A 16,535-nucleotide genomic window follows, 5' to 3' on the forward strand; every position below is an offset into this window, starting at 1 on the left:
TAATTAGTAATAGTTTAAATCCATGTGCCATTTTTTCACCAGCCTTAGTTACTTGTTATTTATTAAACCATAATTAACTTGTTTTTATGTAGTTAATATATTAATATAAGATAGAACATGGAGGACTTTATGAAAACAATTAAAGTGATGACTGTTTTTGGTACCAGACCAGAAGCTATAAAGATGGCGCCTTTGGTCCAGAAACTAAAGCAAGATGAGCGATTTGAAGAAGTCACGGTCGTAACGGCGCAGCACCGGGAGATGCTGGATCAGGTGCTTAACATTTTTAAAATTCAGCCCGACTATGACTTTAATATTATGAAGAAAAACCAATCTTTAGAAGGTATAACAGCTAAAGTTTTGGTTGATATGACTAAGGTGTTGAAAGAGGTCAAACCAGATATTGTTTTAGTTCATGGAGATACAACTACTACTTTTGCTGCTAGTTTGGCTAGCTTTTACCTTCAATGTCCTTTGGGTCATGTTGAGGCTGGTCTGAGAACCTGGAATAAGTATTCACCATTTCCAGAAGAAATGAACCGGCAAATGACTGACGATTTGGCTGATCTTTATTTTGCCCCAACTAAAGTAAGTAAGCAAAATCTAATTAAAGAGAATCATCATTCAGAAAATATCTTTATTACTGGTAATACTGCCATTGATGCTCTAGCAGAAACAGTGCAGGACGATTATCATCATGAAGTATTGGATTTAATTAAACCGGGTAATAAAATAATTCTGGTAACCATGCACAGACGGGAAAATCAGGGCGAGCCAATGAGACGAGTTTTCAAAGTTATGAAACAAGTTGTTGACAGTCACGATAACGTCGAAATAATCTATCCGGTCCACCTTTCTCCCAGAGTACAAAAAGTGGCCCACGAAATTTTAGGCAATGACCCCAGAATTCATTTAATTGCACCTTTAGACGTGGTTGATTTTCACAATTTAGCTAAATTGAGCTACTTTATTATGACAGACTCCGGTGGGGTGCAAGAAGAAGCACCTGCCTTAAACAAGCCGGTTTTAGTTTTGCGGGATACTACGGAACGGCCCGAAGGTGTCGAGGCGGGAACACTTAAATTAGTAGGAACACAAGTTGATCAGGTCAAAAAAGCAATGCTGGAATTACTTGAAAATAAAGCAGTTTATGAGCAAATGGCCCAGGCAAGAAATCCTTATGGTGATGGTCATGCTTCTGAAAGAATAATGGATGATATTGCTTATTACTTTTCGCAACATAAAGGTGCAAGACCAGCAGATTTTAAATAAGCCAAATAAAAAAGCCAGGAAAATTATTTCTTGGCTTTATTTCTTGCTTTTTTCTTTACGAGCTTTAATTTTCTCTTTAGCTCGCGCAATCATTGTTGTTTCTTGCGCCTGAAAAACCGATCTGGTAGTGAGGTAATTGAAAACACCAACCAAAATTTGGTCAACTATTTTTACTAAGAGGGCATCTAAATGAAGCCAGGACAGTCCTACCAGCATTATTAAGCTGTCTGGAATAAGACTAATGATTCTATAAGTAAAAAAGACCAGCAATTTTTGCCAGGTTGAATGTTCCACATCAACATTGTTAATAAATACGGCTTTTTGATTAAATACAAATGATGCCAGGTTTGAAATAATAAATGCGATCGTATTAGAAACCAAAACTACGCTGTGCCACCACTTATGCAACACCATAAAAACAATAGTATTAATAAGAGCTGCAATAAAGCCGAAAACCATATAAACAAATAAGTTGCGGTGCCTTTTAACCAAGTTTTGTGCTAGATGATGAATTTTGGGGTCAGACATTGAGTCAAATTTTTGCGAATCCATTTTTTTGTTCTTAACCATTTAGTTGATCAGCCATTTCCTTAGCTGCATTATCAATTGCCGCGATATCATCATCACCCGGGGCATTTTCGATTGTTACAGGTTCAGTAACTTCTTTAGCACCCACCTGTTTGAATATTTTTTCAAAGTCAAAAACATTTTCACAAAAATGACCAGTATATACTTTGTCGCCGCTTCCCATCACCGCAAAATATTTTCCAGATAAATCTAATTCTTTTAATTGGTCGTAAAAATCAGCAATTTCGTCGGTCATGGTCCCTTCACCATAAGTATAGGTGATAAAAATACACAAATCAGCCGCCAAATAGTCACTCGCATCGGTAAATTCGGCTTCGCTGGTTTCAACCTCAAAACCATAATCTTGCAGATCTTCTTCCAGTATATCTGCCATATCAGCATCATTACCTGTCATACTTGCATAGACAATTCTAGCCTTCATTTTGCTCAAACCTTTCACACAAAACTGATTTACCAAAACATTATACCTAATTTTGTGCATTTAATGAAATTCTTTAGTAAAGTTTTAAAAAACGCTATAATGTAATCAAATATCATTTTACAGAGGGGAATTTAAATTTGATTACGATTAAATCTGTTAGAGAACTAAAGGGTATGCAAGCTTCAGGTCGGCTATTAGCTTCAATGTTTGAAGGCCTGCGGGATGTGATTAAACCTGGAATTACTACCTGGGTAATTGAAGAATTTTGTCAGGATTTTGTCAAAAGCCGTGGCGGTCGCTTGTCAGAGCAGGGATTTGAGGGCTACAAATACGGTACCTGTATTTCCGTTAATGATCAGATTGCCCACGCTACTCCGCGTAAGGACACCATTTTACAAGAGGGCGACCTGGTCAAGGTTGATGTTACCTGCAATTTAAACGGCTATGAAACTGATTCTTGCACGACTTATCCAGTCGGCAAAATTTCTCAAGCAGATCAGGATTTAATGGAAACTACCAAGAAAGCTATGTATTTAGGTATTGACCAAGCTGTCCTAGGAAACAGAATTGGAGATATCGGAGCAGCCATTCAGCATTTTGTAGAGGATGAACATCATTATGGTGATGTTAAAGAATTGGTAGGTCATGGTATTCAACCAAGCATTCACGAAGATCCGGAAGTGCCACATTGGGGTAAAGCTGGACACGGATTAAGATTGCGTGAAGGGATGACTATTACTTGTGAACCAATGGTCGAAGCCGGTGGGGACTGGCGCATTATTGAAAAAAGTGTCCCGGATCCAAAGGACGATTGGGTATTTTATGCTACTCCTGATGGCTCAAAGTCAGCACAGTTTGAGCATACATTTGCCATTACAAAAGATGGTCCTAAGATTTTGACTTTACAAAAGCCATATGACGGTTACGAAAAATATTTACCACATTTTGACGAAATGGATGATTAAAGTGCATGGATAAAAAAGCTGAGGCAATCAGGAAACGCTCTTTTTTATTTTATAAAACTGTCTCTGTGAAATTTTCTCAGGGAGAAGTTTTAACCAGTGCGATAGCGATTGCATACTATATTTTGTTTTCCATATTTCCTTTTATAATCATTATCGGGAACATTTTACCTTTGTTTCATATTGACACTGACCCCATAGCCAGCTACTTAAAGTTAATTTTTCCGGATAAAATTGCTAAATTTATCATGCCGATAATTAACTCATTGCTAAAAAGCAAATCAACCGGGTACATTTCATTTGGTATTATCTTGGCGTTATGGTCCGTGTCTTCTTTGGTAAACGCTATTAGAATCGGTATGAACCGAATATATGGCGTACGCGCTGTTGAATTAAAGCAAAAATGGCAGATTACCGTCTGGACACGTTCGATTACCATTATGTTAACCAATATAATGATTATTGTTTTTGCGCTACTCAATTTAACGCTTATTTTTGGTCAACAAGTTTTAGAATTTTTACGGCCAATATTTTCTTTTTCTGTTGGTGAAATTGAAAAAATATTCAGTTACCGCTATCCGGTCATCATTATTACCATGATCGGCTCTTTGTATTATCTGAATTCTTTTTTACCCAATATTAGATTGAAGAAAAAGGTTATTTGGCCTGGCGTTTTTACTACCTTATTGGGCTGGATTGTATTGTCTTGGCTTTTTAGCTTTTACTTGCATCATTTTCGTATCAGCTGGGAAAACTACGGGATTATTGGTACTTTTATCATTTTCATGTTGTGGCTGAATATTTCATCAATTCTCTTTTTACTGGGGACTTGTGTGAATGCTGCAATTGCGACCATGAAATACGGAGAGGTGCATTACTCAGTCGGGCACTTAGCAGAATATATTCAAAGAAAGCGCAATCGGTAAAAATTGGCACAATGGGCTTTATTTTGGTATATTAGTTTTATGTTTTATAGAAAGTGTAAAAGGTATGAAAGTTAGAAAAGCAATTATTCCCGCAGCAGGCCTTGGTACGAGGTTTATGCCGGTAACTAAGGCAATGCCTAAGGAAATGTTGCCTATCGTAGACAAACCTACAATCCAATTCATTGTTGAAGAAGCCAAAAAGTCCGGTATTGAGGATATCTTGATTGTCACTGGTAAAAATAAGCGACCGATTGAAGATCATTTTGATTCAAATCCTGAACTTGAACAAAATTTACAGGAAAAGGGTAAAACGGGCCTGCTCAAAATGTCGCAAGAAATTACTCACTTGGGAATTAACATATACTATACGCGTCAGCCATATCCTGCTGGGTTAGGTGACGCGATTGCTCGTGGCCGCAGTTTTGTGGGTAATGAACCATTTGTGGTAATGCTCGGTGATGACTTGATGATGGATAAAGTGCCCTTAACTAAGCAACTGATTGATCGCTATAATGAAACAAGTGCTTCTACAGTTGCTGTTATGCCAGTGCCTCATAAAGAGGTTTATAAATATGGCATAATAGAGCCTGATACTGAGATCAAGCCTGGCTTGATTAACGTTAAGTCTTTTGTAGAAAAGCCGGCAATTGATCAGGCACCAAGTGATTATGCAATTATTGGGCGTTATCTGTTAACTCCAGAAATTTTTCCGATACTGGCGGAGCAAAAGCCTGATAAGAGTGGTGAAATCCAATTAACAGATGCTATTAACACTATGAATAAAACTCAGCGAGTCCTTGCCCATGTTTTTAACGGCGATCGCTACGATGTGGGTAATAAGTTAAGTTACCTTGAAACTTCGATTATTTACGGTCTAAAGCATCCCGAAACTAAAGACGCTTTGCGTGAATATATTATTAACTTAGGTAAAAAATTGGCAGAACAATCATCAAAATAGCTAATTAACATTTTTAATAATTATAAAAGCCATTAACAAATGGTTTTTTTTATATAAAATTTTTCTTAATGTCGGGCTAATCACTGTCTTCGGGTAGAAAATTTTTGTATCATGCTGCTTGGAACTTTTTGCTGGAGGATAGACAAAATGAAAGAGATATATATTGTTGCAGCTAAAAGAACACCTTTTGGTCGTTATCATGGCTTATGGGCTGAAAAAAGTGCGATCGATCTAGGTGAAATTGTATTAAGTGAAACCTTGAAAAGCATTAATTTAAATGCGAAAAATCTTGAAGCACTATTTATGGGCAACGTTTTAGGTGCCAGTTTAGGACAAAACATGGCTCGCCAAGTTGCCCTGAATACCGGTATGAGTCCTCAAAGCAGCAGTGTCACAATTAATGAAGTTTGTGGCTCGAGTTTGAAAGCTTTGCGGTTAGCTCAAGGACAGATGGAAATGGGTGATTTCGGTCTGGTCGCAGTTGGCGGTGCGGAGAGCATGTCTAATGCAATTTACCTGACGGCAAGCAAAGAAAAACCCAACTTTGAAAGTGAAATGCTGCAGAATGGACTGACAGATGCTTTTTCAAGCACACATATGGGACTTACAGCAGAAAATGTGGCAGAAAAATACGGTGTAACCCGCGCGGAAATGGATGAGTACAGTGCAGCTTCACACCATAAGGCAGCTGAAATTGTCCAACAGGATTTTTTCAAAGATGAAATGATTAACGTTGAAATAAACGGCAAGACTATTTGCCAAGATGAAAATATTCGTCCCGACACCAACTTAGCAGCGCTTAGTAAACTTAAGCCGGTCTTTAAAAAAGATGGTAATGTTACTGCCGGTAATTCTTCTCCTCTAAGTGACGGCGCTAGCATGGTTATTTTAGCAACAGTAGAAAAAGTAGCAGAGTTGAATTTACAGCCTCTGGCTCGGCTTGGCGCCTTTGCCGAATCAGGAAATGATCCCGCTTATATGGGCATCGCACCATACTATGCTGTAGCAAAGCTATTGCAAAAAACCAACAAGACAATTAATGATTATGATGTGGTTGAAGTTAATGAAGCTTTTGCTGCGCCCAGTGTGGTTTTAGCACAGAAATTACAGATTCCACCAGCAAAGTTAAATATTTTTGGCGGTGCCATTGCCCTAGGACATCCTTTAGCAGCTACAGGTACTCGCCTGGTCGGAACTGCTATTAACATTATGAATCAGATAAATGGTCAAAAAGCGCTGGTTACTCTGTGCATTGGCGGGGGCCAGGCAATTGCATGTGAAATTGAGAGAATTTAAATGAAATTTTATGAATTAACACCTGCAAAAAGAAGGGCCTTCCTGCATCAGCATGGTATTGAATTAGATGAAATTGATGAGCAGGTTTTGCATGATCTTGACTTATTGAGTGAAAATGTCATAGGCCAATTGCGATTACCAGTTGGTTTGGTGCAGAATGTGTTGGTGAATGGCCACAAGTATCAAGTGCCACTGGCTACAGAAGAGCCATCAGTAGTTGCTGCTGCTAATCATGGTGCGAAGATTGTGACTGAAGCTGGCGGTTTTACTGCTATTAGTCAACGCAATGGCATTTGGGGTCAAATCGTTCTACAAGCTGCTGTTGATTTTAAAATAGCTAAATTACAAGCTTTCTTTCCTGAATTAATCAAACAGGCAAATAATGAATATGCTAGTTTAGTTAGGCATGGCGGTGGAGTAAAAACTATTACCGCAGAACAAGAAAAAGACTTAGTTTTTCTGAAGGTTCTGGTTGATCCTGCAGAGTCGATGGGCGCCAATAGGGTAAATTCTATTTTAGAGTATATGGCTGAGCAGTTAGCTGTCTTTTCGGGCATTAAGCGAAAATTATTTGCTATTTTATCTAACTATCCCAGTCAAATAACAAAGGCAAAAGCAGAAATACCAGTAGAACTAATTGGTGGAATAGCAACTGCACAAAAAATTGCGTTACTCAGTAGAATTGGTCAAACTGATCCTATGAGGGCTGTCACAAATAACAAAGGTATTATGAACGGCGTTGAGGCAGTATTGCTTGCTAGTGGTAATGATACTCGCGCAGTTGAAGCCGCCTGCAGCGTTTGGGCAGCAAAAAGTGGCTCGTATACTAGTCTTAGTAAATGGTACGTGCAAGATGAAAAACTGCTGGGAAGGCTCAGCCTTCCTTTACCGCTTGGTGTTGTGGGTGGGTCAATTAAATCCAGAAAAGATGTCAAGCAAAACTATCGGATATTAGGTGATGAAATTACTAGCCAGGAATTAGCGAACATTATTGCTGCGATTGGTTTAGCTAACAATCTGGCAGCCTTATTGGCGATTGCCACTAAAGGAATTCAAAAAGGGCACATGAAGCTGCAAGCCAGAAATATTGTAGCTGATTTAAAGGCCACTTCTTCTGAGAAGAAAAAAGTATTGCAGATGTTAATTAAAAGAAATCTTTATAGTCAAACAGCAGCACAAGATTTTTTAAAGGAAATTAGGAAGGAAAACAATGCAAGTCGGAATTGATCAAATTGGTTTTTATACGCCTAATAAATATGTTGATATGGTAGATTTAGCCCATGCTCGTAATGAAGATCCGAATAAATTTCTGATTGGAATAGGACAGCAAAAAATGAGTGTAGCTGATCAAACCCAGGATGCGGTGTCAATGGGAATTAACGCGACATTAAGGTATTTGGATCATATTGTAAGGGAAAATGTTGGTTTATTAATAGTGGGAACAGAAAGCGGAGTTGATCAATCCAAATCTGCTTCACTTTTCATCAAAACTGCATTAAACCTACCACCAAATGTGAGAACTTTCGAAGTAAAAGAAGCATGTTTTGGCATGACCGCCGGAATTATGATAGCTCGTGATTATGTGCGCTTGCATCCCAATCACAGCGCAATTGTGATTGGAGCTGATATTGCTCGTTATGGTATTAATACCGGTGGGGAAGTAACTCAGGGTGCCGGGAGTATCAGTGTGCTTGTTAAAACTGACCCGCAAATAATGACTTTAAGTGCTGGTCACAGCGCTTATAGTGCAGATATTAATGATTTTTGGCGTCCCAACGATTCTGCAGTTGCCCTGGTAGATGGTAAATATTCTAAAGATGTTTACCTCGACTTTTTCAGGCATACATTTACGGACTATCAGAAGCAAACGGGGTTAAAAGCCAGCGATTTCACTGCTCTTCTTTATCATTTACCATTTGTGAAAATGGGCTTTAAGGCTAACCAATTGGCTATTGAGAAGCAAGATGACGGAACTAAAAAGCGTCTAGCAGATAACTTTGCTGCAAGTGCATGTTATAGTAAAGCAATTGGTAATATTTATACTGCATCTTTATACTTAAGCCTTTTGAGCTTGTTGGAAAATGCTCAGTTGCCCGCGAATGCAAAGGTTGGTTTGTTTTCATATGGTTCAGGTGCTATGGGAGAATTTTATTCTGGTCAAATAGTTAAGAACTACGAAAAAGCAATAAACCAAACAGCAGATCAAGAACTGATTGCACGCAGACAAAAGTTAACTATTCCGGAATATGAACAAATCTTCAATCAAGCTTTAAAAAACCCACAAGATGGTTTAAAACTTGAAAGTGATGAACAGAGTGGTACTTGGTATTTCGCAGGTACTGAAAATCACATTCGTCAATATCGCAAAAAATAGCTAAACAAATAAGAATGCCGCTAAAAGCGGCATTCTTTAGGTTAATCTGACTGCATTTTGGTCAGGTAAAATTTGAATACCGTAAACGGCAATTTTTTCTTTTTGATAACTAATATATATTGGAATACTGCGACCATGAATATTTTTTACTAAGCTGCTGAATTTGCTTTTTGTTAAGGGCTTTTTGCCGGGAAAAAATAGGCAAGCCGTACTAGTAATCTTTACTTTTGCCAACGGAACATTTTTATGAGCAATAGTTAAATAGAAACTGGTTTGATTGTTTAAGTCATTAGTTAATTGTAAAAAATCTGTTAATCTCATTTTTTCTTTTTTCCTATACAAATTAAAAATGTTATACTATAAGATATTATTTTTAGTGAGGATGGCTTAACTAATTGAAAAAATTAAAGCATAAAAAGTTGTGGCTTTCATCAATTATTATTATTTTATTAGTATTTTTAATATTTACCGGGGCAGGTTACTATTTCTTTAGAGTGGCTTGTGTTCCTGGCAAAAAGAGTTTTTTAAGCTCTTCAAGTAAGGTTCTCAAAAAATCTGATCCCCTTTACCATGAAAAAAAGTGGTTTAAAGCTGCGGCTAAACAAAAATGGCACATTGAATCAGCTGATGAAAAGTTTAAATTAGAAGCAAACTTTATTCCTTATAAAAATTCGCATAAAACTGCTGTAGTTTTACCAGGATACATGGATACTAAAGAGGACATGGGAGAATATGATGCCTTGTTTCACGAATTAGGCTACAATACCCTAACTCCAGATCCAAGAGCACAAGGTCATAGTGAAGGACATTATATTGGCTATGGCTGGCCAGAAAAAAACGATGTGAAAAAGTGGATTTCATACTTATTACAGACAAAAGGTAATCAGCAGCAAATTGTGGTTTATGGCTTAAGCATGGGTGCAGCAACTGCCATGATGACTAGTGGGCTGAAATTGCCTCACCAAGTTAAAGCATTTATTGAAGACTGCGGCTATACTAGTGTTAAAGACGAAATCGAGCATGAAGCAGGGGTTCTGTACAATATGCCCGCTTTTCCGCGCTTTCCTTTAGTTGAAATTCTGAGCGGCATAAATAAGATCAAAGTCGGTTATTTTATGGGTGCTGCGTCCAGCGTGCAGCAATTGCATAAGAATCACAAGCCCATGCTCTTTATTCACGGTAGTCAAGATAATTTTGTTCCAACCAAGATGGTCTACCCTAATTATAAAGCTACCAAAGGGCCAAAGGAAATATGGGTTGCTCCTAAAGCTAAACATGCCCAGTCTTTTTCAAAACATCCCCAAGAATATAAAAGACGGGTTGCAGCATTTTTAGCTAAATATGTCAGGTAGACCGTGCATTATATTTGCTAGCGCTTACATAAGTCTGATATTATAAAGTTGTGGCTAAGGTTGACAAAATTTCTATCTCCATAATATGTTTGTTATTGAATCTTTAAAAACAAGTTTATCGCGAAAAAATTCGATTTTTGTATGTTTATATCTGTGAAATTTTTCATTTAAACTGAAAAGTTTTTAATCTACACCTGACCCACAAAAAATAGTTGTCACAGCAAGTGACAACTATTTTTTACCGTAAAGTTAATTTGACAACGCATTCACATCTTGGCGTTTGCGGTAACATATCTACATTTTCAATTAGTCTGACATTATATGCTTCGCTCAAAAGAACTAAGTCTTGTGCCAGAGTGGAGGGGTTGCAAGAAATGTATACAAAAGTTTTAGGCTTCACGCTTAGGATGGTTTTGATCAAGCTTTTTGCGAGTCCCGTGCGCGGTGGGTCAACAATCAAAGCATCAATTGGCATACCATTTTGAACTAATTCCGGTAAAATTTTTTCTACGCTTCCCTGAATGTAATTAGCATTTTTAATATGATTCAATTCTACGTTATGATTAGCATCTTCGACTGCTTCGGGGATAGTTTCAATGCCAATAACCTGTTTAACCTGATCAGCAGCTAAGATTCCGAGTGTACCCACGCCGCTATATGCATCTATTAGAGTTTCAGTTGGGGTCAAATCTAAAAATTTTAATGCTTTTGAGTATAACGTAATAGTTTGAACCGGGTTTAATTGGAAAAATGCTCGCGGTGACAAGGCAAACTTTTTGCCCAAAATTTCATCAGTTATCTGATTTTTTCCTGCCAATTTAACTGTTTTGTTACCCCATACCTGGGGGTTGCGCCAGTCAGTTTCATTTTGATAGACACTAACTACGTCAGGCAAGCGTAAAACTTGTTCTGCAAGTTGACCCAAATTTTTAATGTTGCGACCAACAGTAATTAAAGTTACTTGTATTTCATGAGTAGCATATGCTTGCCGCACCACAATTGTTTTTAGACCATCAAAATGGCGGTAGGGGTCGGCAATTTTAACGTGCATTTTTTCTACTAAGCTTTTGATTTTGCGTTCAGTATCCTGGGTGGCCTGGCTTTGCGTTGGCATAACTGGTAAATCAAACAATTCATGCGAATTAGGGGCAAAAAGACCCAAACTGATCTGACCATGAGATTGTTCAATTTGGTATTGCGCTTTATTGCGATAATGCCATTCTTCTGGAGCCGGAATGGTTTTCTTAACTTTATACTTACTGTATCCCCGGGGATGAAATTTTTTCAAAGCTTCAAGGACGTTGTCTCGTTTAAATTCAAGCTGCTTGGGATAAGCTAAATGAGCAAGTTCCAGCCCACCTATTGCCGGATTAACTTTAGCCGGAAATGATACTCTGTTTGGACTTTTTTCTTTAATGCGGACCAGTTCCGCATCAATGTAACGGGGATATTCTTTGATGATCTTGGCAACGACCACTTCTGCGGGCAAGGCACCAGGAATAAAGATTATCTTTTTACGATAATAACCGATTCCTTCGCCATTAATGCCCAGTCTTTTGATTGTAATAATAATATCCTTATCTTTTGGTTTATTTTGATTAAATTTCTTGTACATAGTTTTCTTTCTACAATAAAATAGTAAATGTTAACAATTTATTGTACTCCCTGAAAAAAGTATTTAGCAAGATTAACCAAAATTTGCTAGCATGGAGTTAAGCACTAGAAAGGTGAAAATTGTTATGCCAATTATTACTAAAGTAAGCAGTCAAAAAAGACCTGGACGATTTAATATCTTTTTAGATGGTAAGTATTCTTTTTCTGCTGCTGAGCAAACTGTGGCTGAATTCATGCTTTTAAAAGGGCAAGAACTGACTGAAGAACAAATTACTGAAATTAAGCAATTTGATCAAGACGCCAAGGCTACCAATATTGCGTCTAATTATTTAAGTTATGAACCCAGAACTGTTTATGAAGTTTTACAATATCTTAATAAACATGGCATTGATAATGACTCTGCACAAGCCGCTGTCAGTCAACTGACAGAAATGGGCTTTTTGGATGATACTAAGTACGCTCAATTAGTGATCGCACAAAACTTGCGGATTGGTACTGATGGACCACTTAGTGTCAGCAATAAGTTGAGACAAAAAGGAATTGATCCTGAAATAATTGCTAATGCGCTAATGGAAATAGCTGATGCTGACTGGCTGGATGCAGGTAAGAGAGTGCTCAAGTCAATGAAAAGTAAAGTGGGCAAATTGGCACGGCGCGAACTGGAACGGAAAATGACCAGTAAATTATTGAGTCATGGCTTTTCCAGCACGCTTGCCAGTACAATAATTGCTCAAATTGATATACCGCAAAATGATGAAGATCAAATCGCAGCATTAAAAAAGCAAGGGATCAAAGCCTATAAGCGGTTTCGCCGTTTGCCAGAAAATGAGAGACAGCAAAAAATACGCAATTACTTATTTACACACGGATTTGCCAGTAATGAAATTGATGCTTTTCTAGCGGGTGAAATTATTCCTTTAGCTGAATTAGCTGAATATTAGGAGAAATTATGAAAAAACTACAGAAAAAAGTAACTTTTGTTGGTCGTCCTTTTCCCGATCAATTGATGGACGAACAGAAAACCTTTAATCAATCAAATATGGAAATGGAGCAGAATCAGGTTTTTCAGGATTTTATCGCTAAGAATGATTTAACTAATACTCGTAGCAATATGGTTGTTTTTGGACCTGAAAATTTTATGTATTGGTATGGCGTAATTGCGCCAAACGAGATTGAGGTTCCGCGAGGATTAATGAAATTTGTTTTGCCTGAAGCCCAAGTGGCAATTACAGAAAAAGATAATCAAAATATTTCCTTTTTTAGTCAGCCCTTAAATATGGTTATATCGCAGTTTTTAGCTGCAGTTGCTGACGAAGGGATTAAAATTTACCAAAATCCTGGTGATAGTTTAACTCCTTACGTTGTGCAAACTTTAAATTTTGCCACAAAAAAACTGACCCAAGAATTATATCTTGAGGACAGTCATTAAATAATTAATGTTGTTTAGGGTCAATTGATAAGTTGTCGTATTCAACATATGCACCAAGACAAGTTGATAAAAGCATAATCAGCATCACAATTCCAACAGATTTACCCACAATTTGATCAAGGGTTAGAAATTCACGCACCACAAAAGTGGCAGCAAAACAAAGAATAAAATCTAAGATGACATTAGCAATTTGTAAAAAATAGCGTCTTCTAATACTGAAAAAGCGCAGTAACTGCTTTAATAAACCATCGTCTATTTCAACCGCTAATAAATCTACTGGTCTTTGAATTGTAGCTTTGATGGCAGACATAATTAAAGCACCAACAATAGCGCCAATGGTGGTCCGGAAAAGATCAGCTGAATGCAAAACAAGAGCATCATAGCCAATACCAATAATGGTCAGACTACACAGATAAGGAATTAACAGTAAGAATGTAAAAACAAGTATGACATGACTTTTTTTCATGGTGTAACCTCATTTCTTACGTGCTATTCTAACATATTGTGTGCGTACATGATATAATGTTGGTATTTAATATGTTATTTTAAGAAAGAGAGCACAAAAATGGCTAGCGACCCCGACAAGGGGAATTTATTTGAGCGTTTCAAAAATAAATTTTCCCCTACAAATGATGAAGAAACAAGAGAGCACTTAATTACAGAAATTGCTAATTTACACGAGCACAAAAAGCTTAGTGACAATGAATTTACAATGTTAAATGCAGTTTTGGATTTTCAGGGACGGATGGTACGTGAGGTAATGGTGCCGCGAATTGATGCTTTCATGGTAGATTGCCAGGAAAGTTTGCAGGACCATCTTAAAGAAATACTGCGTGAACCATATTCCAGAATACCGGTTTATCGACGTGATAAAGACAAAATAGTAGGCATTATTCATATTCGAACTGTCTTGCGTAAGGCGTGGGAAAAGGGCTTTGATAATATTACTTATGATGATGTCATGAATCCGCCACTTTTTGCACCGGAAACAACGGAGCTCAGAGAACTTTTAGTAGAGATGCAACAAACTCAGCAGCAATTGGCTATTTTAACGGATGAATATGGTGGAGTTGTCGGGCTTGCAACCATTGAGGATATAATTGAGGAAATAGTGGGTAATATTGATGATGAGGTGGATCAGACGGAAGTTCTGGTTCACCAAATTGCCCCTAACAAATATGTGATATATGGTAAAATGCCTCTTGATGAATTTAACGAGCAATTCGGCACCGATCTGGAAATGGAAGATGTTGACACTATTGCCGGCTATATGATTACAAAGTTAGGCATAATACCGGCAAAAGGTGAAAAGTTATCTGTCAAATTGGATAATGGTATGGTATTGACTACTAGAAGAATGATGCGTTCCAGATTAATGACGGTTTTGTTGACTGTGCCAGAAGAAAAACCTAAGAAGAAGGAAGAACAAAATACTTAATGAGTAACGAACTGTTGAATAAAGTAAATAAGAGAAGAACATTTGCTATCATATCGCACCCTGATGCCGGGAAAACTACGATTACGGAGCAAATGCTTCTTTTTGGTGGTGTAATTCGCAGCGCGGGGACAGTTAAAGCCCGCAAAAGTGGTCATTATGCTACTAGTGACTGGATGGAAATTGAAAAGCAACGTGGTATCTCGGTTACCAGCTCCGTCATGCAATTTGAATATCAGGGAAAAAGAATAAACATTCTTGATACCCCGGGACACGAAGATTTTTCGGAAGATACCTATCGGACCTTAATGGCGGTTGACTCAGCGGTCATGGTGATCGATTCAGCTAAAGGTATTGAACCGCAAACCAAAAAATTATTTAAGGTCGTAAAGCAAAGAGGCATTCCTATCTTTACCTTTATGAATAAATTGGACCGTGATGGTAGACCGCCACTTGATTTGATTGCTGAACTGGAAGACTTACTTGGCATCGAAGGTGTGGCTATGAATTGGCCAATTGGTTCAGGTCAAACTTTACAGGGATTATATGATATTGCTCATAATCAGGTTGAAATGTATCGCAAGGATGGTCCTGATCGCTTTTTGCCTCTAGATAAAGACGGTAAACTGCCGGCTAGTGAACCATTTAGTCAGAATCCCCAATTTCAAGATACATTAGGAGAAATTGACTTAATTAAAGAAGCTGGAAATCAATTTGACTTACAAAAAATTGCTCAAGGCGATCAGACACCAGTATTCTTTGGCTCCGCTTTAACTAATTTTGGGGTTGAAACTTTTTTGCAGAGTTTTGTTAAAATGGCTCCTGCACCAGCTGGTCATAAAGTTAACGACACTGAAGACTTAGCTCCTGATAATGAAGAATTTTCCGGTTTTGTGTTTAAAATTCAAGCTAATATGAATCCACACCACCGTGATCGGATTGCCTTTGTGCGTATTGGCAGCGGCGAGTTTAAAAAAGGACTGGATGTAACTTTGGCTCGCACTGGTAAACCAATTCGTCTCAATAATGCTACTGAATTTATGTCTAGTGAGAGAATGCAGGTTTCAGATGCGGTAGCAGGAGATATTGTTGGTTTGTATGATACTGGCAATTTCCAAATAGGTGACAGTATTTATGCTGGCAAACATAAAGTGGTTTATCCGCCACTGCCAGAATTTACTCCTGAACTCTTTGTGCGAGTTACTGCTAAGAACGTAATGAAACAGAAATCATTTCATAAAGGTATGGTTCAATTAGTTCAAGAAGGTGCAATTCAGTTATACCAGAATTATCAGACTGATGAGTATATCTTGGGTGCTGTTGGGCAACTGCAATTTGAGGTCTTTAAATTCAGAATGAAAAATGAATATAATTCTGATGTTGAAATGACTAATATTGGTCACAGAGTAGCACGCTGGATTGACCCTGAGCAGCTTGATCCGGCTATGGCTAACAGTCGAAATTTACTAGTAAAAGACCGTTACGGCCAACCGCTATTCTTGTTTGAAAATCAATTTGCAGAGCGTTTTTTCAAGGATAAATATCCAGATGTTAAACTGACTGAAAAACTGTAAACAAAAAACTGGCTTTAAGCCAGTTTTTTTATTTGTCAATATGGATTTCAATTACATGCTGACTTTTATCAAATGTCAACATATATGAAGGATTTTTTTCTTTAACAAGTCGCTTAATAACAAAGTCCGTTTCATCTTTACGAACACGACGATTGTGATTTTCCAAGACAATTCCGATTGCTTTATCACTTTCGGTGTAGATAACGGAGGTATTGCCTAGAGAGTAAACTTTGACATAATTTACGTTGGTCGTATTTAGTTGACTGTGAACTAGGTCCTTATAACTATTGGTTACATCTATTAAATGCATGGATTTCACCCGTTTCTTCTAGTA

18 protein-coding genes are annotated in these 16,535 nt (G+C 37.7%); 12 read left to right on the top strand and 6 right to left on the bottom strand.

Annotated features, from left to right (window positions below):
* Positions 1-129: 129 nt before the first annotated feature.
* Positions 130-1,272, top strand: coding sequence for a non-hydrolyzing UDP-N-acetylglucosamine 2-epimerase (gene wecB / locus F5ESL0259_RS02700; protein ID WP_122037375.1), 1,143 nt, complete (start codon positions 130-132; stop codon positions 1,270-1,272).
* Positions 1,273-1,308: 36 nt separating this feature from the next.
* Here wecB and F5ESL0259_RS02705 read toward each other — a convergent pair whose 3' ends face one another.
* Positions 1,309-1,842, bottom strand: coding sequence for a GtrA family protein (locus F5ESL0259_RS02705; RefSeq protein WP_174795292.1), 534 nt, complete (start codon positions 1,840-1,842; stop codon positions 1,309-1,311).
* On the bottom strand, positions 1,835-2,281 hold the full coding sequence (locus tag F5ESL0259_RS02710; RefSeq protein ID WP_122037376.1) for a flavodoxin: 447 nt from the start codon (positions 2,279-2,281) through the stop codon (positions 1,835-1,837). The genes F5ESL0259_RS02705 and F5ESL0259_RS02710 overlap by 8 nt, the downstream gene beginning before the upstream one ends.
* A gap of 137 nt (positions 2,282-2,418) precedes the next feature.
* Between F5ESL0259_RS02710 and map the strand changes: the two genes are divergently transcribed.
* The 6 genes from map to F5ESL0259_RS02740 all read left to right on the top strand — a co-directional run bounded on the left by map (position 2,419) and on the right by F5ESL0259_RS02740 (position 8,797).
* Positions 2,419-3,246: a type I methionyl aminopeptidase gene (map, locus tag F5ESL0259_RS02715; RefSeq protein WP_122037377.1), complete on the top strand. Its 828-nt coding sequence runs from the start codon at positions 2,419-2,421 to the stop codon at positions 3,244-3,246.
* Between the two features lie 5 nt (positions 3,247-3,251).
* Entirely contained in the window at positions 3,252-4,169 is a 918-nt protein-coding gene (locus F5ESL0259_RS02720) for a YihY/virulence factor BrkB family protein (RefSeq protein WP_122037378.1), read from the top strand.
* Positions 4,170-4,233: 64 nt separating this feature from the next.
* Positions 4,234-5,127: a UTP--glucose-1-phosphate uridylyltransferase GalU gene (gene galU / locus F5ESL0259_RS02725; protein WP_122037379.1), complete on the top strand. Its 894-nt coding sequence runs from the start codon at positions 4,234-4,236 to the stop codon at positions 5,125-5,127.
* A gap of 147 nt (positions 5,128-5,274) precedes the next feature.
* A complete protein-coding gene (locus F5ESL0259_RS02730; protein WP_122037380.1) occupies positions 5,275-6,423 on the top strand; it encodes a thiolase family protein in 1,149 nt (382 codons plus the stop codon).
* Positions 6,424-7,650, top strand: coding sequence for a hydroxymethylglutaryl-CoA reductase, degradative (locus F5ESL0259_RS02735; protein ID WP_122037381.1), 1,227 nt, complete (start codon positions 6,424-6,426; stop codon positions 7,648-7,650).
* Positions 7,634-8,797, top strand: a complete 1,164-nt coding sequence (locus F5ESL0259_RS02740; protein WP_122037382.1) for a hydroxymethylglutaryl-CoA synthase — start codon at positions 7,634-7,636, stop codon at positions 8,795-8,797. Before F5ESL0259_RS02735 ends, F5ESL0259_RS02740 begins: the two co-directional genes overlap by 17 nt.
* A 36-nt stretch (positions 8,798-8,833) precedes the next feature.
* Here the strand turns inward: F5ESL0259_RS02740 and F5ESL0259_RS02745 are convergent, their stop codons facing one another.
* Positions 8,834-9,118 carry a hypothetical protein gene (locus F5ESL0259_RS02745; protein ID WP_122037383.1) on the bottom strand — a complete coding sequence of 95 codons (285 nt, stop codon included), beginning with the start codon at positions 9,116-9,118 and terminating at the stop codon, positions 8,834-8,836.
* A 74-nt stretch (positions 9,119-9,192) separates the two neighbouring features.
* Between F5ESL0259_RS02745 and F5ESL0259_RS02750 the strand changes: the two genes are divergently transcribed.
* A complete protein-coding gene (locus F5ESL0259_RS02750) occupies positions 9,193-10,149 on the top strand; it encodes an alpha/beta hydrolase (protein WP_122037384.1) in 957 nt (318 codons plus the stop codon).
* A 238-nt stretch (positions 10,150-10,387) separates the two neighbouring features.
* Here F5ESL0259_RS02750 and rlmD read toward each other — a convergent pair whose 3' ends face one another.
* Positions 10,388-11,764 carry a 23S rRNA (uracil(1939)-C(5))-methyltransferase RlmD gene (gene rlmD / locus F5ESL0259_RS02755; protein ID WP_122037385.1) on the bottom strand — a complete coding sequence of 459 codons (1,377 nt, stop codon included), beginning with the start codon at positions 11,762-11,764 and terminating at the stop codon, positions 10,388-10,390.
* Between the two features lie 124 nt (positions 11,765-11,888).
* Between rlmD and recX the strand changes: the two genes are divergently transcribed.
* On the top strand, positions 11,889-12,704 hold the full coding sequence (gene recX, locus F5ESL0259_RS02760; RefSeq protein ID WP_122037386.1) for a recombination regulator RecX: 816 nt from the start codon (positions 11,889-11,891) through the stop codon (positions 12,702-12,704).
* 8 nt (positions 12,705-12,712) lie between these two features.
* Positions 12,713-13,192, top strand: a complete 480-nt coding sequence (locus tag F5ESL0259_RS02765) for a hypothetical protein (protein ID WP_122037387.1) — start codon at positions 12,713-12,715, stop codon at positions 13,190-13,192.
* A 4-nt stretch (positions 13,193-13,196) separates the two neighbouring features.
* Here F5ESL0259_RS02765 and F5ESL0259_RS02770 read toward each other — a convergent pair whose 3' ends face one another.
* Positions 13,197-13,658: a hypothetical protein gene (locus tag F5ESL0259_RS02770; protein ID WP_046324567.1), complete on the bottom strand. Its 462-nt coding sequence runs from the start codon at positions 13,656-13,658 to the stop codon at positions 13,197-13,199.
* A 99-nt stretch (positions 13,659-13,757) separates the two neighbouring features.
* Between F5ESL0259_RS02770 and F5ESL0259_RS02775 the strand changes: the two genes are divergently transcribed.
* Together F5ESL0259_RS02775 and F5ESL0259_RS02780 are read left to right on the top strand one after the other, a co-directional pair.
* Positions 13,758-14,630 carry a hemolysin family protein gene (locus tag F5ESL0259_RS02775; RefSeq protein ID WP_122037388.1) on the top strand — a complete coding sequence of 291 codons (873 nt, stop codon included), beginning with the start codon at positions 13,758-13,760 and terminating at the stop codon, positions 14,628-14,630.
* A complete protein-coding gene (locus F5ESL0259_RS02780; protein WP_046324569.1) occupies positions 14,630-16,201 on the top strand; it encodes a peptide chain release factor 3 in 1,572 nt (523 codons plus the stop codon). Before F5ESL0259_RS02775 ends, F5ESL0259_RS02780 begins: the two co-directional genes overlap by 1 nt.
* Positions 16,202-16,229: 28 nt before the next feature.
* Here F5ESL0259_RS02780 and F5ESL0259_RS02785 read toward each other — a convergent pair whose 3' ends face one another.
* Positions 16,230-16,511 (bottom strand): DUF1827 family protein, encoded by a 282-nt coding sequence (locus F5ESL0259_RS02785; protein ID WP_110445832.1) that lies wholly within the window; start codon positions 16,509-16,511, stop codon positions 16,230-16,232.
* Positions 16,512-16,535: the final 24 nt, after the last annotated feature.

The organism is Lactobacillus sp. ESL0259, assembly GCF_003693045.1.
In the GTDB taxonomy this organism is placed as follows: Bacteria; Bacillota; Bacilli; order Lactobacillales; family Lactobacillaceae; genus Lactobacillus; species Lactobacillus melliventris.

Coding starts and splice junctions, on each gene's coding strand:
- wecB (WP_122037375.1), top strand. CDS start 130: ATGAAAACAATTAAAGTGATGACTGTTTTTGGTACCAGACCAGAAGCT.
- F5ESL0259_RS02705 (WP_174795292.1), bottom strand. CDS start 1,842: ATGGTTAAGAACAAAAAAATGGATTCGCAAAAATTTGACTCAATGTCT.
- F5ESL0259_RS02710 (WP_122037376.1), bottom strand. CDS start 2,281: ATGAAGGCTAGAATTGTCTATGCAAGTATGACAGGTAATGATGCTGAT.
- F5ESL0259_RS02720 (WP_122037378.1), top strand. CDS start 3,252: ATGGATAAAAAAGCTGAGGCAATCAGGAAACGCTCTTTTTTATTTTAT.
- galU (WP_122037379.1), top strand. CDS start 4,234: ATGAAAGTTAGAAAAGCAATTATTCCCGCAGCAGGCCTTGGTACGAGG.
- F5ESL0259_RS02730 (WP_122037380.1), top strand. CDS start 5,275: ATGAAAGAGATATATATTGTTGCAGCTAAAAGAACACCTTTTGGTCGT.
- F5ESL0259_RS02735 (WP_122037381.1), top strand. CDS start 6,424: ATGAAATTTTATGAATTAACACCTGCAAAAAGAAGGGCCTTCCTGCAT.
- F5ESL0259_RS02740 (WP_122037382.1), top strand. CDS start 7,634: ATGCAAGTCGGAATTGATCAAATTGGTTTTTATACGCCTAATAAATAT.
- F5ESL0259_RS02745 (WP_122037383.1), bottom strand. CDS start 9,118: ATGAGATTAACAGATTTTTTACAATTAACTAATGACTTAAACAATCAA.
- rlmD (WP_122037385.1), bottom strand. CDS start 11,764: ATGTACAAGAAATTTAATCAAAATAAACCAAAAGATAAGGATATTATT.
- recX (WP_122037386.1), top strand. CDS start 11,889: ATGCCAATTATTACTAAAGTAAGCAGTCAAAAAAGACCTGGACGATTT.
- F5ESL0259_RS02765 (WP_122037387.1), top strand. CDS start 12,713: ATGAAAAAACTACAGAAAAAAGTAACTTTTGTTGGTCGTCCTTTTCCC.
- F5ESL0259_RS02770 (WP_046324567.1), bottom strand. CDS start 13,658: ATGAAAAAAAGTCATGTCATACTTGTTTTTACATTCTTACTGTTAATT.
- F5ESL0259_RS02775 (WP_122037388.1), top strand. CDS start 13,758: ATGGCTAGCGACCCCGACAAGGGGAATTTATTTGAGCGTTTCAAAAAT.
- F5ESL0259_RS02780 (WP_046324569.1), top strand. CDS start 14,630: ATGAGTAACGAACTGTTGAATAAAGTAAATAAGAGAAGAACATTTGCT.
- F5ESL0259_RS02785 (WP_110445832.1), bottom strand. CDS start 16,511: ATGCATTTAATAGATGTAACCAATAGTTATAAGGACCTAGTTCACAGT.